Genomic DNA, 24,241 nt, shown 5'->3' on the forward strand with positions numbered 1-24,241 from the left:
GAGGCGACCTTTTCTTGTCGTCCAGACTTGTCCGAGGCCGTTTGAGGGCGCTGCGAGTTCGTCCGATTCACGGCCGTCCGACCCACCGGCTCCCCTGGGGACACCGACGCCCGGTCCCAGCCTAATCGTCGATGTCGGCACACCGGCAGGCCCGTCCGCCGCTCAGTACACGTCCGTTCCGTCACGGCCTGGCCGGCGGCATCACCATGTCCGCGGGCGCGCCGGACAACGCTTCGCATGCCAAGGCGAGTTCCGCGCCGAAGAAGGGACGCACCGAAACACTCCGCTCATGTGCCGTCGAGCGGCCGCGCCTTCAGTCCATTCGTCGCGGCGTACCCAGCAACCCGAGCTCGGTGTCCGTCGGCTGGGTCATCACGTACTGCCGATCGCGGTCGGCACACCAGAGAGTGACGCCGTCCGCGAGGGTCGGCAACGCGTCCACGTCACCCCTGGGCAAGGCCATCGAGCGGCCCAACTCCCCCGCCTCGTCCGGCGATATCCGCTGCACGCCCACAAGGCGCGCCTGCCGGATCAGCCGGGGCGCGACGGGGCTGAGATAGGGCAGAAGCGTCAGCACCGACTTCCAGGGCCCGGAGACCACGCGTCCCCGCGGCGGCCGCATGCCGCAGTCGCGCACCACCAGCACCGGCATGCCGGCCGAGGCACCCAGGGGCGGTACCCGCCCCACGTCGTAGACCGCGAGCCCGTTCTGACCGCCGCCCATGGCGTGGACCAGCTGCGCCCACGCCTGCGCCCGCCCGGTCTCCACGGCCACCCGCGCGCCGATCGCCGCGGCCCGCAGCGCGAACACCTGGGCCGTCCACAGACCGCCGATGAGCACGACCTCGTACGGCGTGGGCCGGTTCAGCCCCAACACCGCCGCCTGTCCCTCGGCGTCCACCCCGATGACGACCCCGTCGTCCCCGATGGGCAGTGACAGTGTGTCCACGCCCGCCGCGGACAGGATGTGGCGGCCGTGGCGTGGGCCGAGCAGACCGAAACCGGCGCGCAGCAGGCCGCGCGCCCGCCGGGCCACCGGCGGCTGCGCACCGGCCGATGAGTCCGCGGCCCCCGGCACGCCGTACCCGTCCGGCCCGTCAACGGTCCGTGTCGTCATGGCGGTCATCGAACACCTCCGAGGGGCAGAGTGGCGAGCACGCCCGGCAGTTGTTCCCGGTCGAGCCGCGTCAGCGCGGCGCCGGCCTCCCGCGCGGCACTCTCCAACGCATGCCGTGCTTCGGTCAGTTCCTCGGAGCTGCGCCCGGTGACCCGCAGATGGCCCCGCAGCGACATCTCCTGCCGGTCCGCCCGGTCCGCGCGCGCGAGGGTGAGGCTGACCGTGGTGGCGAGCGCGGGAACCGCCGTGACCCGCGCGACGAACTGGGCCAGGGAGATCCCGCGGTCGCCGCCCAGGTGAGGCCATCTGCGGATCCAGTACGTGGTGTGCCTGCGGTTGTCGCAGCGCCAGCTCCGGCCGGACTCCTCGGTGCGTCTCTCCTGCCGGTTCACCCGCCCCGCCTCGGCCGTCACCAGCGGGTTGGCACAGGCCGACGTGGCGATGGCCGACGTCAGCTCTTCCTCGTCGAGCACCGTGGCGCGGAACCCGGCGCCGGCCAGCCTGCTGACGAGGTGGTCGGCGACCCGCACGACGCACTTCTGCGCGCCGACCAAGCCGCCGCCCCGGGCCGCCACGGCCTCCGGACACAGCTCCGGGGCGACCTTCAGCGCGATCCAGGTGATCCGTACCGCGGGAGCGCCGGTCTGCTCCTGCAACGGCGCGTAGTTGCTGACGGCCACGGACTGACGCGGCAAGTGCAGCGCGGGCGCGGGCTGCGTGTGCAGCACGATCTGCGCCGACTCCAGGAGGATTCCGTCCACCTCGAGCGCGTCCCGCACCAGGGCCAGCGGCAGCGGCCGCCGGCTCCGCTCGGCGCGCAGGGCGGTGGCGTCCCCCTCCACCTGCACCACCGCGGTGACGAAGGTGCCGTCCCCGACGATGCCGACGGGCCGCCGCTCCCGGCCGCCGTACGCGTACGTGCGCAGGCTCGGATCGCACTCCAGGGCCGGGGCGAGTCCCGGCTCGGTGCCGGGCGCTGCCACCAGCTCCGGTGCGCGCTTCTGCCGGACGCGCAGGGCCCGTGCCGTGGCGACCCATTCGGGCAGGGAGCGGCCCCGGCGACGTACGAAGGCCGGCAGGACCAACGCGACGGCGACAACGGCGGCGGGCACCAGTGCCACGGTGCCGAGGGCCCACCCGGTGAGGAGGACGGCGGCCGCGAGCTCCAGCAGGACGATCCGTTGCAGCTGGAACGAACCCGGCCGCCCCGCACGCAGCCTGAGATGGAGACCGCCTTGCGCGGACGGCTGCCGCGTCGCCCGCGGCCCCGGCCCTCGCCCGGCGGAGCCGCGGGCCCCCGTTCGGTCACGGCTCGATGCCCGCGTTCCGGAAACCATCACTCCATCCCCCCCCGATTCGCCCACAACTCGCTGAAACTCCGGAATCGCACCAGGCCCCGAAGGGCCCAGGCACCCTACCCGGCCCTCAACTCCCCCCTCACACCAGGCATAGTAGGGGCCGCGTCCGACACCCGCGGGCAGGGGACGGTGATCCCCGGCGTTGCCCAGATGCACACGGGCGCACGCGGACGCACACGGGCGGGACGCGGACGCACACGGGCGGGACACGGGGAGAGACACTCACCAATGGCATCTCGGCGGGATCAACTCAACGCCTACACCTTCGCGAAGCGCCGCTTGCTCGCGGCCTTCGTCCAGTCGTTCCCGCACGGCTCCGAGGAAGGTGCGCCGCGCCCCCTGCGGGGCGTGGTGCCCGGACTCGTCATCGGCGTGATCGTCATGGCCGTGTTCGGCGCCTGGGGCATGTTCAAGCCCACCGCGCCCAAGGGCTGGGACACTCCGAACGAGAAGGTGATCATCGCCGGCAAGTCGACCACCCGGTACGTCGTCCTGAAGACCGGCGACGAGACCCAGCTGCACCCCGTGCTCAACATGGCGTCCGCCAAGCTCCTCCTCGCCCCCGGAAAGGGCGACGTCGTCACCGTGAGCGAGTCGCTCCTGGACAGCGGCAGGATCCCGCACGGCCTCACCATCGGCATCCCGTACGCCCCCGACCGCCTGCCCTCCGAGGAGGAGGCGGGCGCCGCCAAGCGGTGGGTGGTCTGTGAGCGTCCGAGCGCGGGCGGCCGGTCCATCCAGAAGGCCGCGCTGGTCCTCGCCGACCGCGAGAGGAAACTGACCGAGGGCAAGCAGAAGCTGACCGGCGGCGAACTGCTCTACGTGGTGGCACCCGACGGCAAGCGTTTCATCGTGGACTCGGGCGGTACGGCGTATCAGGTCGACGGGGTGGACACCGGTGCCGACCTGGAGTTGCTGCTGCGCACGGTCGTCGGCTCCGGGCGCGAGCCCCAGCGGGTGTCCCGGGAATGGCTGGCGGCCCTCCACCAGGGAGACCCGATCACCTTCCCGGACATCGGGAGCACGCCCGGCGCACCCGCGAACGCCCCCGGCCGGCTCGGCGAGTCGGCCGACAAGGTCGGCACGGTGCTCAAGGCGTTCGACAACAACAAGGAGCAGCACTACGTCGTGCTGCCCGGCCGGGTCGCCCCGGTGTCCGCCTTCGTCGCCCAGCTCCTGCTGTTCAGCAAGGACCTGGCTCAGGTCGGACAGGCCGGTCAGGCACTGGACATGAGCCCCGGGGCGATCGTCCCGGGCGAGCCCTTCGGCACCGAGCACGACTGGCCGACCGGCACCCCCGAGGCGGTCAACTCGGCGTCGGACACCAAGGGCAGCCGCAACACGGTCTGCACCGTCCTGCGCGGTGTCGACGGCAAGGGCGCCACCACCCTCAGCACCTGGGCGGGCACCGACTTCCCGGCCGACCTCCCCGCCGGTTCCTCCAGCGCCTACGTCACGCCCGGCTCCGGTCAGCTCTACCGCCAGTTCAAGGGCGCGGAGACGAAGGCGGGCCCCGTCTTCCTGGTCACCGACACCGGCCTGCGCTACGTCCTGCAGTCCAACGCGGACAGCGCCACCGACGACGTCGGGATCGGCATGTCGGCCGAGGAGAGGAAGCAGTTGGAGCAGGAGGCCCAGCAGGCCCAGACACGCCTGGGCTACGCCGACGTGGCCCCCGCGCCCATTCCCGCCGCCTGGTCCGCGTTCCTCCCCACGGGCCCCCGCCTATCCACGGCCGCGGCACGCCAGCCGCAGGGCTCGTAACGGAGGACACCACCCACCATGCGACGCAAGCGCCCCCGCCCCCTGCCTCTCCCTCTTCCGACGGCAGCCGCCGCGACCCTGATGACGGCGGCCTGCCTGGCCATCGCACCCCCGGCCGCCGCGGAGGACTCCTTCTCCGGCCAGTGCGAATACCCCAACGCCACCTACCCGGGCCGCCCTTGGTCCCTCCAACGCGTCCAACTCGACGAGTTGTGGAGCGAGTCCAGGGGCAAGGGCGTAAGGGTCGCCGTCATCGACACCGGCGTCGACGTGAAGAACCCGCAGCTGAAGAACGCGGTGGACGTGAAGAGCGGCCACAACTTCCTGCCCAAGGGCCTCAAGGACGAGAACGGCGACCCCATCGACCGGGGCAACGAGAACGGCACCACCGACACCGTCGGCCACGGCACCAAGGTCGCCGGCATCATCGCCGCCCGGCCCGCCGCCGGGACCGGCTTCGTGGGCCTGGCCCCCGAGGCGACCATCATCCCGATCCAGCAGAACGACGCGGAGGGCCACGGCGACACCGACACCCTCGCCGCCTCGATCAGCTACGCCGTCCAGGCCGGTGCGCACGTCATCAACATCTCCCAGGACACCGCGGGCGCAGTCGAACCGGACCCGAAGCTGGAAGCGGCGGTCAAGGAGGCCCTGGGCCAGGGGATCGTCATCGTCGCATCGGCGGGCAACGGCGGACTCGGCGGCAACACCAAGGAGACCTACCCCGCCTCCTACGAGGGCGTCCTCGCCGTCGCCGCCTCCGACCGCAACAACGAACGCGCGTCCTTCTCACAGTCCGGCGACTTCGTCGACGTGGCGGCCCCGGGCGTCGACATCATCTCCACCGTTCCCCGCGGCGGCCACTGCTCCGACAACGGCACCAGCTTCTCCGCGCCGTACGTCGCGGGCATCGCTGCGCTCATCAAGGCCGAGCACCCCACCTGGACCCCACGCCAGATCGTCGCCCAGATCGAACAGACCGCGGAACGCACCATCGCCGGCCACGACCGCCTGGTCGGCTGGGGAGTGGTGGACCCGGTCCGCGCGCTGACGGAGGACGACCGGCCGATCGAGTCTCCCAGTCCCGACGAAGGCTTGACCAAGGCCGAGGCGCCTGCCGCGGCGAAGCTCCCGCTCGGCGAAACCGCCGACGAACGCAACGCCCGCCTCGCGACCTACGTCGCCGTCGGCGCGGCGGTCCTGGTGGCAGGACTGGGCGGAACGGCGGTGGCGATCCGGGACGCACGCCGACGGCCCCGGCCGGCGGACGTTCGCAGGGACCACACTGCAATGTGAGAAAGACCGCTGGACCACGGTCGGGGTGCCCGTGACCGAAGTGGTAGCCGTATTGTCCGGTGAATGACGGATGAGGGTCTACTCAGTGTCAGCACCGCGACTGGATATGGCAGTTGGGACTGTCGGTGCGGATCACTAGAGTGGTTCCGTTGTGAATCCGTTGTGGTTGCGGTCGTGATCACCGCAAGCGCGTCAGCTGTCAGGTGACGTGCGCGGATCAGGCCACAGCACGGGGAGAACGGGGAGGAAAGCGGAGTGCTTCCTGCATACGGGGGCGGAGGCGCGGCGGATCTGCGCCGCGGTGTGATGGCGTTGTCGACGTTCAAGAAGCGGGTGGACGACCTGCTTTCCACCTTCGAGGAATCGCCGGGCGGCCCGTCGAAGATCCGGGCCCACAGCCTGCCGGAGACGGCCTTCGGCAGCGGCGCCTTCCCGGAGGGCAAGATGCTCCACCTGGAGTACGAGCGCGTCCACGAGCGCATCACCGCCCTCTCCAAGTCGCTGGGACTCCAACTGGAGGCCATGCAGATCGCCGTACACGGCGTGGACGTCACCTTCGACAACCTCGAAGAGGAACAACGTCAGCGGTTCCACGACATCCGGCTCGAGGTCAACCAGACGCGAGAAGAGATGCTCAACCAGCACAACAAGCGGGACAACCGCGCTGGCCAGACCGACACGGGGTACTCATGAGCGGCGAAGAGAACAAGCCGGACCTGCACCAGGAGGAGCGGCGGGAGGCGCTGGCACAGAACAAAATGCTCGACGCCGTCACGAACATGACCAGCCTCGTCGTCAGCCCATTGGGTTCGGTCCGGGGCATCCACTTCGGTTCCACGAGCTTCGAGAACTACGACCTCAACCAGATGATCGACATCGTCGAGTCCGCCAATCCGGAACTCCTGGAGTCCGCCGGCACCGCCCTCGTCGACGCCCGTGACGCCATCCAGAAGGCCGCCGACGAACTCAAGGACAATCTCCTTGGCGACATCGACTGGAAGGGCGAGTCCCAGACCGCCTTCACCAAATGGGCCACCAGCCTCGTCAGGACCGCCGAAGGCATCGCCGACTACGCCGAGGTCGTCGGCACCCAGGTCATGGCCGCCGGCTCCGGCCTCGCCTCCGTCCGCAAGTCCATGCCTCCGCGCGACAACCGCACCGACCCCAAACTGGTCAAGGAGATCCCCGAGGCCAAGCAGGTCGAGAGCAACGACGAGTACACGGCAGCGGTGAAGGCGGAGGACCACCGCCAGGAAGCCATCAACCAGATGTACCGGCTGGCGTCGTTCTACACGGTGTCAGCGGGAACGATGGCGAAGGAGGAGGAACCGGTCTTCCCGAAGATGCCGGATGCGGGGGTGCCGCCGCCGTCGGGCGGTGACCGAGTGGATCCTCCTCGGGAGCGGGAGGTCCCGGGACTCCCAGGGATCGGTGACTCGGCAACCGTGGACCGAGAGTCGGTTAATTCCCCTGCCGGGCGGTCCCAGTCAACAGGGGGTCTAGCACCCGCCGCCAAGGAGACCGTCGATCCCGTTGTACGTCCAGACCGGCGAGTCGGTACGGAGATCAACAGCGTTGGTGTATTGCCGCCGCAGGAAGCCTTGAAACCGGCCACGGCCACACCGCCGGCAACAGCTGGTCCCGTTGGTCAGCAGGGACCGATTCCTCCCATCGCCACCAGAGTGGTCCCACCAGCCTTTCGCGGGACCGCCGGACGAACCACGGGACCCAGCGGCGTGCCCGCGGTCAAGAGTCCCCCTCCGGCGCAGGGCCGAGCCGGAGGCGCGGCAGGCAATGGCCCGGCAGCTCGTACGGGACCTGGTCCCGTGGGCCAGAACCCACGTGCCGCCATGCCGGGGCCGGTGGGAAGCCGTGGGAATGGCCCGCTGGGGCAAGTGGGACGTACCGCCGTGCCGGGGCAGTCAGGGAGCCACGGAACTGGTCCCGTGGGACGTGGCGTCGTCGGTGGGGTACCGAAGCCCACTGGACCGGTGCCCGGACAGGTCGGCGGTTTCCCCCGCGGCCCTGTGAGCGCCATGGGAGCCTCACCGGCCAGCCGCAGTGGCCCCGGGCGCAGTAGCGACGGCATTGTCGGCGGACGGCCTGTCATGGGTGCTGCGCCTGGCGGAAACGGCTCCAAGCTGCCGCGCGGCACGGTCATCGGTGGTGAAGGCGCATCCGGCCCGCGCGTGACCGGACAAAGGACCGGTCAACACGGGGTGATCGGAACGCCTCCTACGACATCGAACACAGGGCGGGCGTCCCGTCGTTCCGTCGGCAGCTCTGACGGTGTCGTCGGAATGCCCAATGGAAGGGTTTCCGGCACAAGGAACAGCGGACGCCCCTCTGAGGGCTCCGGGGCTCAACGTGGTGCCACGGGCAACCGCAGCTCCGGTGCGGATCGTTCACGTCGCGATGAGCGACGTAGCGACACCTCGGCGACCGACTGACCGGACTGAAGAAGGACGACAGGGGAATGGTGTCAAGGTTCAGCCGACGCGTTAAACAGAGCGCGCCCGCCTGGAGGCGTCACAGAAGATGGGGTGCTGGCGCCTGCTCAGTACTTGGGGCTGTGGTCATCCTCTCGGCAGGTCTGACGTCCGGTGCAGCATCTGCAGACGCCCAGTCGCAGCAGTGGTACCTGTCGGCGATGAAAGTCGATGAGATGTGGAAGGTGAGCACCGGAAAGGGAGTCAAGGTTGCGGTCATCGACTCTGGTGTCAACCCTGAAACTCCGTCCCTGAAAGGGCAGGTGCTCGCGGACGAAGTGCCACAAGCTGTCGCTTATGGGGCCACTGATGATTACGATGGTCATGGCACAACCATGGCGGAACTGATCGCTGGTACCGGCGCGGACGGAGGCATAAAGGGGCTTGCTCCCGGAGCCAGAATCGTACCTTACCGGATTGTTTTCACCGATGTCCTGAAGGACAAGGCGGAGATAAGCAAGACTCCCAACCCGGCCGAGGCGATCAGAGCCGCTGCTGACAGCGATGCCGAAATCATCAGTATGTCGTTTGGTGGCGGTGGCGACTCTGAAACGGAGGCTGCCGTAAAGTATGCCCAATCCAAGGGTAAGCTGATGTTCGCCTCCGTGGGAAATGACGCGGAAAAGAAGAGCCTCATTGGTTACCCGGCCGCCTATCCCTATGTAGTCGGTGTTGCCGCATCGGATGAGTCCGGGAAAGTCGCGAAGTTCTCGGAGTACGGAAACTACGTCGACTTGGCAGCTCCTGGACTGGACATGCCTGGCTGGTGCGACGCGACCTTCCGCTCGTATTGCGATCAGGGAGGAACAAGTGCCGCCACCGCCCTCACCTCCGCCGCTGCTGCCTTGATCTGGTCCGCCCATCCCGACTGGACCGCCAACCAGGTCCTCGCCAGCCTCATCGAGACCGCCGGCCGCAGTTGGGCCAAGGACGATCCGAGTGTTTACCTCGGCTACGGCCTGATCCGTCCGCGCAGGGTCCTGATGGACGAGGACTTCAAGCCCGGCCCGCCCGACACCGACCCGCTCGCCAGGGAGAACGCCATAGGCCTCCTGGACGATTCGGGTAACCCCGTGGTCGCCTCCCCCTCACCGTCGCCCGAGCCCTCGAAGGAACCGGAAACGTCGGATGGCGGTGACCAGACATCAACAGCCGCCTCCGACAAGGGGACTTCCGACAACACCACCCTCTGGGTAACCCTCGGAGCCGCAGCGGCGGTCCTGGTGATCGGGGGCGGCGCCTTCGCCGTGATCCGCTCACGACGACGCGCATAGAAAAGGCGCACACAACAGTCGGCCCCCGGCGCAGCCGACCACCCACCACCACGCGGTGCCACACCGCACCGCACCACCGCTCTCACGAAAGGGACTGCCGACATGGCTGAAGGCCGCAAGCTTTACGAGGCCCAGGTAGAGAAGCTCCAGACGAACGTCGTCGACCGGTACGACTCGATCAGGCAGTCTCTCGCCCGCCTCCAGGGAACGATCGACATGATCGAGAAGAACTGGACGGGCCAGGGCGCCATCGCCTTCGACAAGAAGCAGACGGAGATCAACAGCCACATGGCCTCGATCGGCCGCATGCTCGACGACTTCCTCGAGGGCATCCAGCTGAACAAGGCCGACAAGCGCAAGCTCGAGGACCAGATCGAGGCCGACGTCGCCAAGATCTCGATGGACGACCTCGGCGGAAAGAGCTCGGCACTCAGCAGCTACTGACGCGAGACCCCGAGAACGACCCGCCGGCTCTCAAGGAAACGAGGAAGACATGTCCGGAGCCCATTACGACGAACTCGCCGTCACCTACGGCACCATGGACGCGCTCGCCACCGAACTCGGCAACCAGGCCAAGAAGCTCGAGGAGGACCTCGAGGCCCTCAAGAAGGCCGTGCTGGACGCGGCCGCGGGCTGGGGCGGCGAGGCGTACGAGGAGTTCACCAAGAAGACCAAGGAGTGGGACCGTCACGCTTCCGGCATCCACCAGGCACTGGTCAGCATCGGCCAGCGCGTAGGCACTGCCGGCGGTGACTACCGCGGCGGCGACCTGAAGGGCGCCAGCTACTTCATGTAGGGCAACCGCGCACAGCGCACGCAGAAAGCGAACAGGGTGGACACGCGCGGGAGGTGTCCACCCTGTCCTCTGTCCACAATCCCGTCTTCTCAGCTTTCCGTAAGCGTGACGTCAGGGCAGGAGTACAGGTCGGCCGCAGAGGTGACGAAGGTGTTGAACGTGTTTCTTTTGACCTTCGGGACCCCATCGTGCTTGTCCGAAAGGGCGCCGGTGTACTCGCTGTTCCAATGAGCAGCGAAGTACACGTCGCCTTCGGCGCAGTGCAGAACGGCTTGGTCGAAGGAGGCGACACCGTGCCCGTTGGGCAGCTCGTGGAAACCGTAAGTGTCCTGAAGGGCCGCGTCGACCATGTCCCGGTCCGAGGTCGCGGCGAAGGAGACGGCGGCCCCGGCACTGCCGGCCAGGGTCAGATCGCACGCCCACACGTCCTTCGCGTCCTTGCTGATCTGCTCCTGATCGGGTTCGGCGACACCGGTGAGCACGGCGTCGTCGGGCAAGGAGAAGCCCGGCAGTCCGCACACCTTCCCGACGTCCGTTGTGCGCACGGCGTCAGGTGCGGCGAGTTCCGGTGAATCCTTCAGCGCCGGGGTGGTGCATCCGGCGTCCGCGGTGACTTTCCGCGCTACGCGGGTCAGAAGTTGGGCCAGCCCTTCCGGGTCGGCCTGGCCCTTCGTCACGGTGGCTTCGACGACGGACACACTGTCGCCGTCGGGCGGGACGATGAGGGCTCCCCGTATGTTGCCCACCTTGCCCCAGCACGACTTCGGCAGGACGACGTAACCCCCGGTAGGGGCCACGGCTCCGCTCGTTTCGCCCTTGAAGTAGGAACGTGCGCCGGGGTTCTTCCACACATGAGTGGTGTACGGGAAGGGTCCGTCCTCGTTCGCGGTCGTCAAGGTGACTTGCTGGTCCGTGTCCCCGAGGAAGCGACTGGTGCGCTCGATCACGCACGTGAATTCTGGCTTGCCGGGGGAGCTTTGCACACGTCCTTCCGAGACCCGGCCCGAGGAATTCAGGGCACCCTGTGCGTCCGCAGACTCCACCCGCTGGTCGCAGAATGATGCCGACCCCAGCACATTCGTGTTCTGCCACATGTGCGCCGAGACAAGAGTACTGATGGCAACCAGCGTTCCCGCAGCGATGAGCAGTGACTTCTTCCTGTGTGGACTGGGAGACATGTGTGTATCGATTCCTTGTCTCGGGCTTGGGCTCAGCGGGACCGCAGAGCCTCGTACGCGGTCTGCCGTCCGGAAATATAACTCTGCTGGGCCTCGCCGGCGGCGTCCTCGGCGACCTCTGGGGCCAGGCTTCGTTCCTTGCCCCACCTGTCGAAGTAGCGGTCGATGTTGTCTTGCGCTACGTCGTTGCTCCGGTTCAATTCCTCCTTTGCCAAGGAACCCTCTTCTGCTTGTACTCCCGCCAGCCAGTTATTGAGAGAGATGTCCACCAGGCGTTGGGACATGTCTCCTACTATCGGAATATTGGTGATCATGCCGCCACCGATGTGGTAGCCGTAGAACCGTGTATCGGTTGCATCGGAAATCTTGTCGTCGTGTACGTCCATCTTTACGTCACCGCCGACGGCGTTAAGAGCACCGGTGACTTCGCCATACTTGCGGGCTTCGTTCAGGGCAGCGGTAGCGTTCGGGAAATCTTTGTCCATCAGTTGCTCGGACATGTAACCCTGTTGCGCGTGATAAATGCGCTCGAAGTTCTGGATGTCGTCTGCTTCCGATACGCCACGCATCATGCGTATCAAGCTGCTGCGGCTGTTCTGAATCTGGGAATCCTCGCCATTCTCGTAGATTTCCGCCTCGCCGGCGCGGCCGCCCGGAGCGTCGCCGTTGATGGTCTCCACAACATCCGGTGAGTAGTCGGCAAGTGCCTGAGAGAGAGGCCCGCGCAAGGCGGCGTAGTCATCACCGGCCAGCAGTTCGTCGGCCTTCCCGGTGCGCGGCTCCTTCTTGTCCTCACCGAACGTGCCGTCAGCATGTCCGTAGTCCAAGAGGTTGACCGTGGCGTGCATGACACGGGCTTGCGCGGCCGTGTGGCGACTGAATTCGGTTCCATCGGCTCCCGCCACATTGCCCGTGGCGCCTGCGGCCAGCGCGAGTCCCAGTCCTGCTCGTACATCCTGGTCGAAAGTGTCCTCACCCGTCACCTCGACCTTGCCCTGCCAACGAGTGGTGTCGACATGGTTCCAATCCCGCTCCGCGAGCAGGTACGTGAGGTTGCCGTTCTTTCCGTCGGGGCCTGGGTCGAGATAGCTGATGGTCGTGCTCGGGTCCTTGGCCATGATGCCCAGCACGCCGTCGAGCGGATCATTGGCGAACCAGCCGTCGTCCTTTCCACTGAAGCGGCCACTGAGGTCCCATACGTCCGGGTCCCCGCCCTGTTTCTTGTCTTCGACGGCTCGAATGTCGGTGGCCAGGTCCTTGAGGAACTGCCCGGAGTATCCGTCGCCCGTTTGCATCAGAGTGACCAGGCTCTGGTAGCCACGCACTTGCTGACCGTGTCCGAAACCGACTGAAATTTTCTGGTTGGCGACGTCGAGATCGAACTTCTGGACACCGACCTTCTGCATGTCGGTGCGGAATTTCTTGTAGAAAGTGGAGTCGGGGTTCTTCGTCGCTGTCGCCAGGGAGCTGGCCAAGCCCTCCTGAAGACCCGCAAACGTTCCCCTGTCCTTGCCGCCGTGGCTGAGCGTGCTGAGCCGGTTGGTGAGCTTCATGGTCCCCGAAGCACCCAGACCGCTGAGGAGGGTTTGTGTGAACTCTTTGCTCTTGGCGTTGTCTCGGAACGCGCGGTCCAATTCGGCGAGTTGCGCGGCGGGGACCTTCTCGCCTCCCGCGATCCTCGTGGCGATGTTCTCGGCGTTCTCGGCCTCGTACTTCTCGATGTCGCCCTTCGCCCGGCCGTTGAAGCCGTTGAACGTGCCGTCCTGGAGGTCGGTATCGACGACGACGGCGTTGAAGGCGATCTCGACGCCCTTGTCGGCGTCGGTGACGGCCTTGACGAGCTGGTCGATGCGGTCCTGCCAGGAGCGGACGCTCTTGCGGACGCTCTCCTGAAAATCGAGGTCGTGGCGGTAGGCGGTGCGTGTGCTCTCGCTGAGCCGTTGGGTGTCATAGGAGACGACGCCTTGCTCGGACACCTTCATGTCGTTGCCGATGGCATCTTGGCGGACCGCCCTGAGCTTGCCGCGGAGGTCGACGAACTGGGTGTGGGCGTCGCGCAGGAGGGAGGCGATGGCCTTCGCCTCGGTCTGGGCGTTTTGATACTCCGTCAGCGTGGTGTCGAAGCGCCAGTTGGCAGCGTCTGCGCTCAGCCCCAGCCAGGTCTGGCCCATGGATATGCCGTGCACGTCCCGCTTGTAGGCCTTCTCCTGCTTGCTGAACTCCTTGGCCATGTCGTCCCAGCCGTCGGCTGCGCTGGTGAGCGTGGCCAGGTCGGTCGTCATGATCTCGTGGTACGTCGGCATGGGTCCCCGTGGTGCGCGTCGGCGTGAACGGTCGGTGGCGGGAGTGGGCAGCTCAGTAGGCGTCCAGGTTGGACGACTGGCGCACGCCCTGTCCGACGCCGAAGTCGGTGTTCTGGAAAAGGATGTTGGTGCTGCGCAGGGCTTCCTTTTCAGAACTCAGACGGGACATCAGGTTCTGCACCTGCTCACCCCAGGTCTTGTGCGCCTTCTTCAGCGCCGTGGAGGTGACCCACCCGTGGCCGTCCTTCGCGGCGAAGGCCTTGACCGCGGCGTTGGTCTCCTCGTCCGCCCAGTCGCCGGCCTTGCGGGTGTCGGGCTCGATGTTCTCCTCGATGGCCTTGGCCGCGGCCTTCTTCTGAGCGGGGCTGGACGCCAGGTCCTTCCGGCCACCGCCCACAGGCCCCGGCGAGCTTCCTGGATCCGCCGGGTACTGATTCAGCCGCATACCGACCGGTTGCCCGGCCCCACCGACGTTCCCGTACTGCTCCGCCATGCCTTCATGTCCCCGTCCACTCGATTGGCGTGCGCCCGACAGGCTAACAACCAGGCCGACTTGTGGATCACAAGGGCGTTCGTCCGCCGCGACCGTTGCCTGCCATCACCGACCAGGGCAGCACCCGAGCACCCCGTCCGTCACGCACTTCGTACGTGACGGACCCACGAGTGACCGCCCGCACAGGGGCGGCATCAGCCCGCGTTGACCTCCTCACGGAACTCCTCCAGGGGCATGACCTGGCCGGCCTTCGGAAGGACGATGCTGGTCTCCTTGCCGAAGTCGGTGTACGTCGTGCGGCTTTTGCGCCCGTCGCGCGTCGACTCCATCTTCAGCAGACGAGCAGGGTCCTCCTCACTGATGTAGTAGACGTCCGAAGTGGACCCCGATGCCGCCGCAACGGCCTGCGCTGGCACTCCCTCGATCTCGGTGTCCTTGTCGGGGGCGAACGTGCCGGGCGGTACGGCGAAGTAGGCATCGCATCCCTGCCCGCTCTCAGTGGTCACATAGGTGTCGTCGAGCCGGTCGGGAACGGTGATCTGTACGCCCTTGGACTGCAGGTTCTTCGCCAGCAGATCCGCACTCATATAGGTCACGCCATCCTTGCAGTACATGTCACCCCCAGTTCCGACGAGCTTGATGTGCAGGCCCTGGGAGGGGTTCCACCGGATCTCCTGCTGCCCTTCGTCGAAGGCAGTGGTCGTGCCGATGGCGCTGAACGGCGTCTTCCGCATGGTCTCGTTCACCTGCTCGATGCGAGCGTCGGCGGAGGTCTCCCCGAGCGCCGTACTGCTGGTCGTTGCGGGGGAGGGGGACGTGCTGTGTCCAGCCTCGTCCTTGTCGGAAGCAGGGCTGCAGGCGAGCGCGGTTGTGGCGAGCAGCGCGGTGAGGGCAAGCGAACGCCGCACTGCACGGGCACGAGTCGACTCCGTGCCCATGTGTGACAGAGGGGTATTGCTCATCAGTTGAGACACTTCCTTGAATCATTGAGCTCGTTCACTGTTGCCTCTCCCATTACTCGATCGGCGACGACACCCTGTGGGGCGTCAACCGTCGCCGCAAAGGGGCGGCCAACACCCTGGCGGCACTGAAGTCGATCCGGGCTGCCCGCCCGGACGGCGCCCCGATCTACGTGATCCTGGATCATCTCTCCGCCCACAAGGGAGTGAAGATCCGCGCCTGGGCGAAGAAGAACAAGGTCGAGCTGTGCTTCACTCCGACCAACGCCTCCTGGGCGAACCCGATCGAGGCACACTTCGGGCCGCTGCGGCAGTTCACCATGGCCAACTCCCACCATGCGAACCACACCGTCCAGACCCGAGCCCTGCACGCCTATTTGCGCTGGCGCAACGTCAATGCCCGCCACCCCGACGTCCTGGCCGCTCAACGCCGCGAACGCGCCCGCATCCGCAGTGAGAAAGGCCTCCGCTGGGGCGGACGCCCACTCGCTGCCGCGGCGTGACCACCGTGCCGGACAGCCGGTCACAGCTCAGCGTTATGCCGTGAACCTTCCCATCAAGCGGGTGGAACCCGGCGGGCAGGAACCTCGAAGACGAGTTCGCGACCGTCCTCCTCATCCCACTGCTCTCCGACCTCAACGAAGCCAAAGCCCGAGATCGTGGCCAGGGATGCCACGTTGTCGGGGCTGATCGCCGCCCGCACAGTCGTCACTGCGGTTTCGGCCGTTGCCCGGCGGAGCAACTCGATCAGCGCGGATCGGGCATATCCCTGACGACGGAAGTCGGGAGCAACGGAGTAGCCGATCTCGACCATGCCGACCTCATCAGGCGGTCCGTGGAACCCGGCATGTCCGACGACAAGACCCTTGTCGCCGACGACCGCTTGTCGCACCATCCACCGCGCCTGGCCGGGATCGGCGGCCATCTGGGCGAGCCGGAACTGCCATAGCCACCGTGCTCTGTCGGTCACGAAGTACTCGGTCAGCGAAACCCCGGCCACCCTGCTGGCTGCGGACAGGTCACCATCGAGCAAAGCGGACATCGCCCCGCCGGACAGCTCGACAAAACGTACACACTTCGGGCTCCGCGTGAACGGTCCCCAGTAATCGGCTTCATCTGTCACCTGCGGATGCTCGCCGACTAACCCAAAGGGCGTCCAACGATTTCGAAGCAACCCAACAGCCACTCCGCGACGTCATCTACCACCACGACCCCACCCCGGTGAACCTTCCCGGCCACAGCACTAGGAAACGTGGTGCTCAACGGTCCGCGCGGTGGACGAAGTAGCTCACGACGATGAGTACGCCGAGCACCCCCACGCCGAAGACACCGAGGGTCTTCCAGATCCCTTCTCCGCCCACCGCGGAGCGCACCCCGCCAGCGAGCCCGCCAACGGCCATGCAGATGCCCAGTACGAGTGTCCGTGAACTCTGGAACACGATCAGCCCTTCGCTTTGCTTTTTAGCCAGTGCTGCTGCTCAAGGCTGGCATCCGAGCTTTTTCTTGTAGGCGTCGAAGTATGAAGGGACGAGCTTCTCCAACAGGGCTTGCGACTCGTCGTTCCACTTCATGTCCTTGACTTCCAAAGACAGAACGTCGCCCTCCTCACTGACTCCAGGGCATGGGATCACTGTCGCTACCCCGCGATGCCAGGAGGCGAACTTACCTGCCTCGAAGTAGCGCAGACCTTTTACTTCATAGTCCTGGAAGAGGTCGCGCAGCTCATATCCACTCTCGTGCCAGTTGCCATCGCTGACAACAGCCTCGTTCCCGTCCACATACATGTGGCAGAACTGTCCTTCTTCCCGCGTGAAGTGCCCGGTGTCCTGCTTTAGTTCATTGCCATCGTGGAGCAGCGATTCTAGAACGCTCTTGCCTGCGGGAATGCCACAGATATTGTCTGGCACGGGGTATGAGAACCCGTCGTCCGACGGGTTGCAGGCGGCGAGGGCGATGGTGAGGAGAGCGACAGTAAGTAGCCTTTTCGGTGGCAAGGATGGCCCCCCGTTTCTGTTTTCCGCTCTAGGTACAGGAAGTGGTCTATTGAAGGATGTGGCGAGTGCGGAAGGCGTCTCAACCGCCACTTCCAGAGGAGTTCCACTGAGCGCTGTCAGAATGGCTGACGCCCGCCTGGGTGCGAACTGCTCGTTCGATGGCTTCTCTGGTTTCTATGTCGCTGTCTTCAAGATGCGAGAAGTAAGTGGTGACAGCTACGGCAGCCGCCTCCGTAGCCGCCTTCCTGCCCTCTGAGTACTCCTTCCCTGCACTCAGTTCAGCCTCGTCTGTCGTGTCCTTGTCGACGCTCTTCAAGACGCTTTCGGTTACGTCCTCCGCCAGCCAGTTGACCGGTTCCGTCACGATGGAGAAGGGGGCGGGGATGGCTTCCGTGCTGAGGCCCAGGATGCGGTTGACCCACTTGGCGTTGTCTGCTGCCGCCTCGTTGTATTCCGCGTTCGAGGCCGTGTGGTAGTCGTAGATGGCGTCAGCCCGCGCGTTGCTCATGATTCCCGCGATGGCAGCCCCCGGCGCGACCAGGTCCCCGACGCGCCCGCCGTCCTCCGAGGTGAGGCTCTTGCCCTCCGCTTTCAGGAACTCCTGCACCACGTTCGCGGTGTATGCCTGCTGGGCGGAGGTGATGGCGCTGTACGCGTCGGGTTCCTGGCCCACCAGGCCCAGGAACCTTTGCGCGTTGCCGAAATCAAGGTTGGCGGGGGAGCCGTTGACCGGGAAGGTCTTGCTGTCGGAGCCCTCCAGGTACATCGTCCGCTGGAAGTCGCCGATGTAGTCCGCCGCGATGTTGCCCAGGCTGTCGCGCAGGGCGTGGAGGGGGCCGGTCTCCGCGTCCTCCAGGTCGCCGTTCATGTTGTGCGTCAGCAGGCCCGGGTTCGTGGCGAACTTCTCCACGATGTCGTGGACCAGCTTCGCCTGTGCCGTGCTGTGCCTGACCGACGGGTCGATCGTGTCGCTGTTGTACGGGTGCCCTGTCGCGGCGGCCTCGAGGGCGTGGCCCAGAGCGTCCGGGCCGAAGGCGAGGGCCTTGCTCGTCGCCTCCTCATCCGCCAGGACGTTGGCGGTGTTCCTGTCGATCGGCCACTCGAAGTTCTTGTCCGTGAAGAGAGCGAGGTAGGACTTGAAGTCCGTCTTGCCCCCGGACTTGACCGTGCCGTCCTCGTTGTACGCCGTGGGCTTCTCCGTGAAGAACCGCTCGGCTGCCTCGGGGCTGTGCCCAAGTGCCTCCAGAACGCTGTTCAGCGGATCGTTGCCGCTGCCGAGTTTCCCGGAGGGGTTGAACCCGTAGCGGTCGTCGCTGCCGGCGGGCTTGTTGGACAGGAAGCGGTGAGGGTCGTCCTGGTGGAGTTGGGTGACGTGCTCCGCGATGGGTGCCAGGAACGCCGGATCGTAGTTCCCGTAGCGGAGCAGGCCGCCCAGGACCTGGTATCCGTAGGGCTTTTTCCACATACCGCGTTCCCACTCGATCTGCTGAGTGCCCAGCTTGCGGAACTCCGCGCCCCACGACGAGGGCAGGTGCTGCCGGTCCCCTCGAACGCTCTGCGGGGTGTAGGGGTCGGTCGCGTTGGCCAGGGCGTGGCCCATGTACTTCTGCAGGTCCTGTACGCCGGCCAGGCGGGTCTTCGAGGCGTCCTCACCGGTGCCGTCGATCGACAGGGCGGCGTAGAACTCGAGCGTCTGCCTCGGTCCGCCCAGGCCCTCGAAGAACTCGGTCGAGAACTCTCCGTCCTTCTCGCGTCCGTTGTGGCGCAGCAGTCGGTTCAGCTCCGCCAGTTCCCGGTCGGTCATGTCCTCGCGCCTCTTGGCGAGTTCCAGAGCGCGTTCGACCTGTGCGTCGTTGAGGGACCCGTACTTCGCGTGGCCTGCGTTGTACGGGGCGTTCCCGTGCGCCCGTTTGAGGGCCAGCCTGGTGGAGAGGTCGATGTCGCCGGCACGGGCGATCTTCCGTGTGATGGAGTCGGCGTAGCGCTGCCGCTCCTCCTCGGTGGAGTCCTTGCCGTGCTTGCCGCCGTTGCCGCCCTTCGCGTCGGCGCCCGACTCGGGCCGGACTCCCACACTCACCGTTCCGTCACCGTTGTCCTGAACGGTGTAACCCTTTTCCCCGGCCTCGTCGGTGAGCGTCCGGACACTCTTCTGTAGCGTTTCGAGTTCGTGGTGAGCGTCGTCGAGGACCTGGAAGATGCTGTCGGCCTCCGTGCGGAGGTCAGCGAACTCCTTGGCGGTCTTGTTCACGAACTCCCGTGTGACACCGGCGTTCACGCCTTCCCAGCGTGCGCGGTCGGACTTCTTCTTGAGGCCGTCACGTGCATCGGTCTCGAGCTGTTTCAGGTGGGCGACCGCCTTCTTCCAGTCCGACACCGAGGTGCCTAACTTGCCGAGCTCCACCTGCATGAGGTCGTCGTAGGTGATGGGCATGCCTGAGCTTCCCCCGCGCTACTCGAAGTATTTGCCGAGCTCCGAAACGGGCATCCCGGAGCCGTCTCTCCGCATGATGACGGCGGCGATCCCGGCGTCGTCGTCGGCGTGCAGCTTCTTGCTGAAGTCCAGGTGGTTGGAGATGTGGGCACAGGCCTGACGGACCGCCTTCACCTGGCTCCCCCAGACGGTCAGCGTCGTCATGAGTTCGTCACCCATGGCGAAGCCGGCCCGGGACAGTGCGGACGCCGCCTGGTGGGTGGAGCCGGCGTTGTCGGAGTTCAGGCCGGCACCGGCGATGTCCACCTTCTTCACGAGGTCACCGTGCAGGACGAAGGCGTCGTGCCCCACGGCACCGAGGTCGTCCTGCCGTACGACCAGGTCCGGCTTGCCGCCGGGGCCCGGTCCTTGAGCGGGCACCTGGTTCAACCGCATCGGCGTCGACTGCCGGTCGGCGGCCTGAGCCTTCAACTGTTCCCACTCGTCCCATGGCATGGGTTCCGCTCCCTTGTCGCAGTCAGTCAGACGCGGCCGTACTGGCCGTACGGGCCGTACTGGCCGTGCCGGTCTTGCGGGTCGCGCCGGTCGTACAGGCCGTGCCGGTTGTACTGGCGCTGCCGGCCGTGCCGGTTCTCTGCCGCGCGGCGCCTCGGAGAAGAGCCGCGACGGACCCCGCGCCGTCCGTCCCTGACCCCACCGGTCCGGAAGAACTGATGCCGGTGAACCGTCAGAGCGCCTCCTCCGCAACGAGTCCCGTCTGTACCAACGGTCGCCCCCGCCGCCGGGACACGAACACGCCCCGCCCCGCGGGCATCGGCCGCGGCCGGACCCCGCCCAGGACGTCGCCCTCGGCCGGGTCGCCCGCCAGGACGACGCCCTGGGCGCCCAGCTCCTTGACGCGCTGCATGAAGGCCTCGTACGAGGCGCGGCTCGCGCCCGCCGTCGAGCGCGCGATGATGAAGCGAACGCCCACGTCCCGGGCGAACGGCAACAGTTCCGTCAGGCCGCTGAGCGGGTTGCCGCTCGACGTGGCGACGAGGTCGAAGTCGTCGATGACCACGTAGACCATCGGCCCCTGCCACCAGCTGCGCTCCCGGAGCTGCCGTGCGGTCACGTCGGCGGTGGGATTACGGCGCTTCATCAGATCGGCCAGGGCCGCCATGTGGTGTTCCATGGCGTTGGACATCGGAATGTACTCGGCGAGGTGGGAGGCCGGTGTGACGCCCAGCAGGGAGCGTCGGTTGTCCACGACGAACAGCTTGCACTCGTCACCGGGGTAACGCGTCGTCAGCTGCTTGATCAGCAGGCGGAGCAGGTTCGACTTGCCGGACTCGCTCTCGCCGAAGACGAGGAAGAACGGGTCCTGGTCGAAGTCGACGAAGACGGGTTCCAGGTTGTTCTCGTCGAGCGCGAAGGCGACGCCGCGCTCCGGAAAACGGTTGCCCGGGGGCAGCTGCTCCGCCGGGAACTCGCGCGGCAGGAGGCGGACCGCGGGCGCGCCCGGCGCCTGCCAGTGCCGGGAGACCTCGGCCGTCAGCGCGGCGGTGGCGTCCGCCAGGTCCGTGTCGGAGGTCAGGCCGTCGATGCGCGGCACCGCCGCCATGAAGTGCAGCTTCTGCGGTGCCTGACCGCGGCCGGGCACCCCGGTGGGGACGTTCGCGGCCACCTTGCGGTCCAGTTCGGAGTCCATCGTGTCGCCGAGCCGCAGCTCCAGCCGGTTCAGCAGGCTGTCCTTGAGCGCGGACCGCACCTCCATCGAGCGGGAGGCCGACAGGACCAGGTGGACACCGTGGCCGAGGCCCCGGGCGGCGATGTCGAGGATCACCTGGTCGAGTGCCTCGTAGTCGGCACGGAAGTTCCCCCAGCCGTCGATGACCAGGAAGACGTCGCCCCACGGCTGGTCGGTGACCGAGATGTCGCCACGGGCACGCCGGGTCCGGAACTCGGCGATGGACGAGATGCCCGAGGTGCGGAAATACTCCTCACGACGGGTCAGGATGCCGTAGACCTCCGCGACCGTACGCCGTACCTTCTCCGGGTCCAGTCGCGAGGCGATGCCGCCGACGTGCGGGAGTCCGGCCACCGCGGCCATGCCGCCACCGCCGAAGTCCAGTCCGTAGAACTGCACCTCGTGGGGCGTGTGGGTGAGTGCGAAGGAGCAGATCAGCGAGCGCAGCAGCGTCGACTTGCCGGACTGCGGACCGCCCAGGATCTGCATGTGGCCCGCGGCGCCCGAGAAGTCCACCCACAGCGGGTCGCGGCGCTGCTCGTACGGCTTGTCGACGATGCCGACGGGGACCACCAGCCGTCCGGCACCCTCGTAGCCGGGTTGGGTGAGACCCCGGCCCTCCACGGCGGTGAGGCCGGGCAGCAGCGCGTCCAGCGACGGCGGGCTGTCCAGCGGCGGCAGCCACACCTGGTGGGCCGCCGGACCCTGGGCCTCCAGCCGGCGGACGACGACGTCCAGCACGGTGTCCGCCAGCGCGTCGTCCACCTCGCCGGCGCCGTCCGCCGAGTCCGCGCCCTGCCGCGGCACCGGCGCGTACCGCACCGGGACCTCGGCCGCCGTGAACAGCACCGGCCGCCGGTCCACCGGCAGCGGGCCGTCCGCGGACCCGGTCCCCTGCGAGCCGGAACGGTGGACGCCGGAGACGTACGCCGCCTTGAAGCGGACCATCTCGTCGGTGCCGAACTTCAGGAAGCCGGAGCCGGGCACGTTCGGCAGTCCGTACGCGTCCGGCACGCCCAGTGCCGCGCGCGACTCGGCGGCGGAGAAGGTGCGCAGACCGATGCGGTACGAGAGGTACGTCTCCAGGCCGCGCAGCCGTCCCTCCTCCAGCCGCTGCGAGGCCAGCAGCAGGTGCACGCCCAGCGACCGGCCGATGCGGCCGATCTGCACGAACATGTCGATGAAGTCCGGCTTCGCCGTCAGCAGTTCGCTGAACTCGTCGATGACCAGCAGCAGCGAGGGGATGGGCTGGAGCGGTGCGCCCGCCGCGCGCGCCTTCTCGTAGTCGTGGATGTTGGCGTAGTTGCCCGCGTCGCGCAGCATCTCCTGGCGGCGGTTGAGTTCGCCGCGGATGGAGTCGCCCATGCGGTCGACGAGGGTGAGGTCGTCCGCCAGGTTGGTGATCACGGCCGCCACGTGCGGCATCTGCGCCATACCCGCGAAGGTCGCGCCGCCCTTGAAGTCCGCGAGGACGAAGTTCAGGTTCTCGGAGGAGTGGGTGACCGCGAGCCCCAGCACCAGCGTGCGCAGCAGTTCCGACTTGCCGGAACCCGTGGCGCCCACGCACAGACCGTGCGGGCCCATGCCCTCCTGGGCCGCCTCCTTGATGTCGAGCATCACCGGACGGCCGTCCTCGCCGACGCCGATCGGCACCCGCAGCCGTTCCGCCTGGGACCGCGGCCGCCAGGTGCGCCGGGTGTCGACGGAGGCGGCGTCGCCCAGGTTCAGCAGATCCGTGAACTCCAGGTTCGCCAGCAGCGGTTCGTCGTCGTCCCCGCCCGAGACCATGCGCAGCGGCGCCAACTGCCGGGCCAGCGCCTCCGCGGACTCGTACGACAGGTCGTCGGGCGTTCCCTCGTAGACGACACCGTGCGCCGACTCCAGGCGCAGCGAACGAGGCCGTACGAGGACGGAGAGGTCACCGTGGGCGACGGCCTGCTCGCCCCCGGCCAGCTCGACGACCGTCACGCCCTGCAGGCCCTCGGGGTTCGCCAGCATGGAGTCCGGCGGGAGGGACACGCCGTCGAGGACGACGACGATGTGCGGGGTGTCCGGCAGGGGCGCGGCGTTCGCGTGGAAGCGGGGCCGGCCGCTCAGCCGTGAAGCCAGGAGATCCTCGATCTCGTGGGGATCGCCGCTGATCAGACGGCGGGAGCCGGCGCCGTCCGCGACACCGGACAACTGCACGTGCGGCAGCCACTTGGCCCATTCCCAGTGCCGCGCCGCCTCCCGGCCCGTCGCGACCGCGACGATCAGATCCTCGGGGGAGTGCAACGAGGCCAGCGAACCGGTCAGAGCACGGGCCGAGGACCGTACGGAATCCGGTTCGCCACCGAGTACGACGTGGTGGAAGGCACGCAGGGAGACTGCCATCGGGAGGTCTTCCAAGGTGCTGTGGACCGCGACGAACCGCTGCATCGCGCCCGCCGTCAGCGGCTCCAGCTGATCGACCGGGCCCGTCTCGGGGGCGACCAGCGGGGTGGCCAGGGACTGCGGGCCGAGACCGATGCGGACCTGCGCGAAGTCCTCGTCACCCGGCCGCCGTTCCCACACCCGGCTGCCCTCGGCGACCAGCGCCCACAACTGCTCCGGGAAGGGGTGGAGGTAGTACTGGGCGTCACGCTGCGCCTGCGCCGTCTCCAGGGTGGTCCGGCGGGTCCGCGACAGGTAACTCAGGTAGTCGCGGCGCAGATCGGCGAGCTGGCCCTGGGAACCGCGACGGAAGCGGACCACCATCGCGATCGACATGGCGATCGTCGACGCGATCATCACCATGCCCATGATGCGCATGAACGGCTGCCCGCTGGTGAAGAAGAAGACGACCGAGCCACCCATGCCGAGCGTCGGCAGCAACTGCATCAGCACGCTTTCCTGATGCCCCCGAGGCAGTTCGGGCGGCGGCTGCACGACGACCTCGCCCGCGGGAACTTCCGGCGGCAGCGCCCTCGGCGGACGCTTGACGACGATCTGGCTCACTGCTCACCAATCCCCTTGCCGGCCCGCCGGATTGCCGTCCGCCACCCCGTGTCTGGCGGACGAGGGCCGCCGCGCGATCCTACT

Annotated in this window: 19 protein-coding genes and 1 pseudogene; 8 read left to right on the forward strand and 12 right to left on the reverse strand. The window is 67.4% G+C overall.

Features of this window, described 5'->3' with window-relative positions; translation table 11 throughout:
- Window positions 1-313: 313 nt before the first annotated feature.
- Both V4Y04_RS27130 and eccE read right to left on the reverse strand, forming a co-directional pair.
- On the reverse strand, window positions 314-1,126 hold the full coding sequence (locus V4Y04_RS27130) for a hypothetical protein (RefSeq protein ID WP_332430957.1): 813 nt from the start codon (window positions 1,124-1,126) through the stop codon (window positions 314-316).
- Window positions 1,123-2,454, reverse strand: a complete 1,332-nt coding sequence (gene eccE, locus V4Y04_RS27135) for a type VII secretion protein EccE (protein WP_332430958.1) — start codon at window positions 2,452-2,454, stop codon at window positions 1,123-1,125. The genes V4Y04_RS27130 and eccE overlap by 4 nt, the downstream gene beginning before the upstream one ends.
- Window positions 2,455-2,703: 249 nt before the next feature.
- On the opposite strand from eccE, the gene eccB reads away from it, so the two are divergent.
- The 7 genes from eccB to V4Y04_RS27170 all read left to right on the forward strand — a co-directional run bounded on the left by eccB (window position 2,704) and on the right by V4Y04_RS27170 (window position 10,094).
- Window positions 2,704-4,239, forward strand: coding sequence for a type VII secretion protein EccB (gene eccB, locus V4Y04_RS27140; protein ID WP_332430959.1), 1,536 nt, complete (start codon window positions 2,704-2,706; stop codon window positions 4,237-4,239).
- An 18-nt stretch (window positions 4,240-4,257) separates the two neighbouring features.
- Window positions 4,258-5,535: a type VII secretion-associated serine protease mycosin gene (gene mycP, locus V4Y04_RS27145; RefSeq protein ID WP_332430960.1), complete on the forward strand. Its 1,278-nt coding sequence runs from the start codon at window positions 4,258-4,260 to the stop codon at window positions 5,533-5,535.
- A gap of 255 nt (window positions 5,536-5,790) precedes the next feature.
- Window positions 5,791-6,228, forward strand: a complete 438-nt coding sequence (locus tag V4Y04_RS27150) for a hypothetical protein (RefSeq protein ID WP_332430961.1) — start codon at window positions 5,791-5,793, stop codon at window positions 6,226-6,228.
- On the forward strand, window positions 6,225-7,985 hold the full coding sequence (locus V4Y04_RS27155; protein WP_332430962.1) for a WXG100 family type VII secretion target: 1,761 nt from the start codon (window positions 6,225-6,227) through the stop codon (window positions 7,983-7,985). Before V4Y04_RS27150 ends, V4Y04_RS27155 begins: the two co-directional genes overlap by 4 nt.
- A gap of 122 nt (window positions 7,986-8,107) precedes the next feature.
- A complete protein-coding gene (locus V4Y04_RS27160) occupies window positions 8,108-9,298 on the forward strand; it encodes a S8 family serine peptidase (protein WP_443080095.1) in 1,191 nt (396 codons plus the stop codon).
- 102 nt (window positions 9,299-9,400) lie between these two features.
- Window positions 9,401-9,742 (forward strand): WXG100 family type VII secretion target, encoded by a 342-nt coding sequence (locus tag V4Y04_RS27165; protein WP_332430963.1) that lies wholly within the window; start codon window positions 9,401-9,403, stop codon window positions 9,740-9,742.
- Window positions 9,743-9,791: 49 nt separating this feature from the next.
- The gene (locus V4Y04_RS27170; protein ID WP_332430964.1) at window positions 9,792-10,094 is read left to right on the forward strand and encodes a WXG100 family type VII secretion target; all 303 of its coding nucleotides are present in this window, start codon (window positions 9,792-9,794) and stop codon (window positions 10,092-10,094) included.
- 89 nt (window positions 10,095-10,183) lie between these two features.
- Here V4Y04_RS27170 and V4Y04_RS27175 read toward each other — a convergent pair whose 3' ends face one another.
- From V4Y04_RS27175 to V4Y04_RS27190, 4 genes are all read right to left on the reverse strand, one after another.
- Window positions 10,184-11,041, reverse strand: a complete 858-nt coding sequence (locus V4Y04_RS27175) for a hypothetical protein (RefSeq protein ID WP_332430965.1) — start codon at window positions 11,039-11,041, stop codon at window positions 10,184-10,186.
- A 263-nt stretch (window positions 11,042-11,304) separates the two neighbouring features.
- Window positions 11,305-13,554: a DUF6571 family protein gene (locus tag V4Y04_RS27180; RefSeq protein ID WP_332430966.1), complete on the reverse strand. Its 2,250-nt coding sequence runs from the start codon at window positions 13,552-13,554 to the stop codon at window positions 11,305-11,307.
- A gap of 73 nt (window positions 13,555-13,627) precedes the next feature.
- Complete coding sequence (locus tag V4Y04_RS27185; protein WP_443080096.1) at window positions 13,628-13,972, reverse strand: hypothetical protein; 345 nt, start codon at window positions 13,970-13,972, stop codon at window positions 13,628-13,630.
- A 290-nt stretch (window positions 13,973-14,262) separates the two neighbouring features.
- A complete protein-coding gene (locus V4Y04_RS27190) occupies window positions 14,263-15,030 on the reverse strand; it encodes a hypothetical protein (protein ID WP_332430967.1) in 768 nt (255 codons plus the stop codon).
- 53 nt (window positions 15,031-15,083) lie between these two features.
- Between V4Y04_RS27190 and V4Y04_RS27195 the strand changes: the two are divergent.
- Window positions 15,084-15,530: pseudogene (locus V4Y04_RS27195) on the forward strand (transposase); the annotation flags it as partial.
- A 53-nt stretch (window positions 15,531-15,583) separates the two neighbouring features.
- Here the strand turns inward: V4Y04_RS27195 and V4Y04_RS27200 are convergent.
- From V4Y04_RS27200 to eccCa, 6 genes are all read right to left on the reverse strand, one after another.
- Entirely contained in the window at window positions 15,584-16,069 is a 486-nt protein-coding gene (locus tag V4Y04_RS27200; protein ID WP_332433020.1) for a GNAT family N-acetyltransferase, read from the reverse strand.
- A 217-nt stretch (window positions 16,070-16,286) separates the two neighbouring features.
- Complete coding sequence (locus V4Y04_RS27205; RefSeq protein WP_332430968.1) at window positions 16,287-16,466, reverse strand: hypothetical protein; 180 nt, start codon at window positions 16,464-16,466, stop codon at window positions 16,287-16,289.
- Between the two features lie 39 nt (window positions 16,467-16,505).
- Window positions 16,506-16,934: a hypothetical protein gene (locus V4Y04_RS27210; protein WP_332430969.1), complete on the reverse strand. Its 429-nt coding sequence runs from the start codon at window positions 16,932-16,934 to the stop codon at window positions 16,506-16,508.
- Window positions 16,935-17,100: 166 nt separating this feature from the next.
- On the reverse strand, window positions 17,101-19,452 hold the full coding sequence (locus V4Y04_RS27215) for a DUF6571 family protein (protein WP_332430970.1): 2,352 nt from the start codon (window positions 19,450-19,452) through the stop codon (window positions 17,101-17,103).
- 18 nt (window positions 19,453-19,470) lie between these two features.
- A complete protein-coding gene (locus V4Y04_RS27220) occupies window positions 19,471-19,947 on the reverse strand; it encodes a hypothetical protein (RefSeq protein ID WP_332430971.1) in 477 nt (158 codons plus the stop codon).
- Window positions 19,948-20,179: 232 nt separating this feature from the next.
- Window positions 20,180-24,157: a type VII secretion protein EccCa gene (eccCa, locus tag V4Y04_RS27225; protein ID WP_332430972.1), complete on the reverse strand. Its 3,978-nt coding sequence runs from the start codon at window positions 24,155-24,157 to the stop codon at window positions 20,180-20,182.
- Between the last annotated feature and the right edge of the window lie 84 nt (window positions 24,158-24,241).

Source organism: Streptomyces sp. P9-A2 (genome assembly GCF_036634175.1).
GTDB lineage: Bacteria > Actinomycetota > Actinomycetes > Streptomycetales > Streptomycetaceae > Streptomyces > Streptomyces pratens.

Coding starts and splice junctions, on each gene's coding strand:
- V4Y04_RS27130 (WP_332430957.1), bottom strand. CDS start 1,126: ATGACCGCCATGACGACACGGACCGTTGACGGGCCGGACGGGTACGGC.
- eccE (WP_332430958.1), bottom strand. CDS start 2,454: ATGGTTTCCGGAACGCGGGCATCGAGCCGTGACCGAACGGGGGCCCGC.
- eccB (WP_332430959.1), top strand. CDS start 2,704: ATGGCATCTCGGCGGGATCAACTCAACGCCTACACCTTCGCGAAGCGC.
- mycP (WP_332430960.1), top strand. CDS start 4,258: ATGCGACGCAAGCGCCCCCGCCCCCTGCCTCTCCCTCTTCCGACGGCA.
- V4Y04_RS27155 (WP_332430962.1), top strand. CDS start 6,225: ATGAGCGGCGAAGAGAACAAGCCGGACCTGCACCAGGAGGAGCGGCGG.
- V4Y04_RS27165 (WP_332430963.1), top strand. CDS start 9,401: ATGGCTGAAGGCCGCAAGCTTTACGAGGCCCAGGTAGAGAAGCTCCAG.
- V4Y04_RS27170 (WP_332430964.1), top strand. CDS start 9,792: ATGTCCGGAGCCCATTACGACGAACTCGCCGTCACCTACGGCACCATG.
- V4Y04_RS27180 (WP_332430966.1), bottom strand. CDS start 13,554: ATGACGACCGACCTGGCCACGCTCACCAGCGCAGCCGACGGCTGGGAC.
- V4Y04_RS27190 (WP_332430967.1), bottom strand. CDS start 15,030: ATGAGCAATACCCCTCTGTCACACATGGGCACGGAGTCGACTCGTGCC.
- V4Y04_RS27200 (WP_332433020.1), bottom strand. CDS start 16,069: ATGTCCGCTTTGCTCGATGGTGACCTGTCCGCAGCCAGCAGGGTGGCC.
- V4Y04_RS27215 (WP_332430970.1), bottom strand. CDS start 19,452: ATGCCCATCACCTACGACGACCTCATGCAGGTGGAGCTCGGCAAGTTA.
- V4Y04_RS27220 (WP_332430971.1), bottom strand. CDS start 19,947: ATGCCATGGGACGAGTGGGAACAGTTGAAGGCTCAGGCCGCCGACCGG.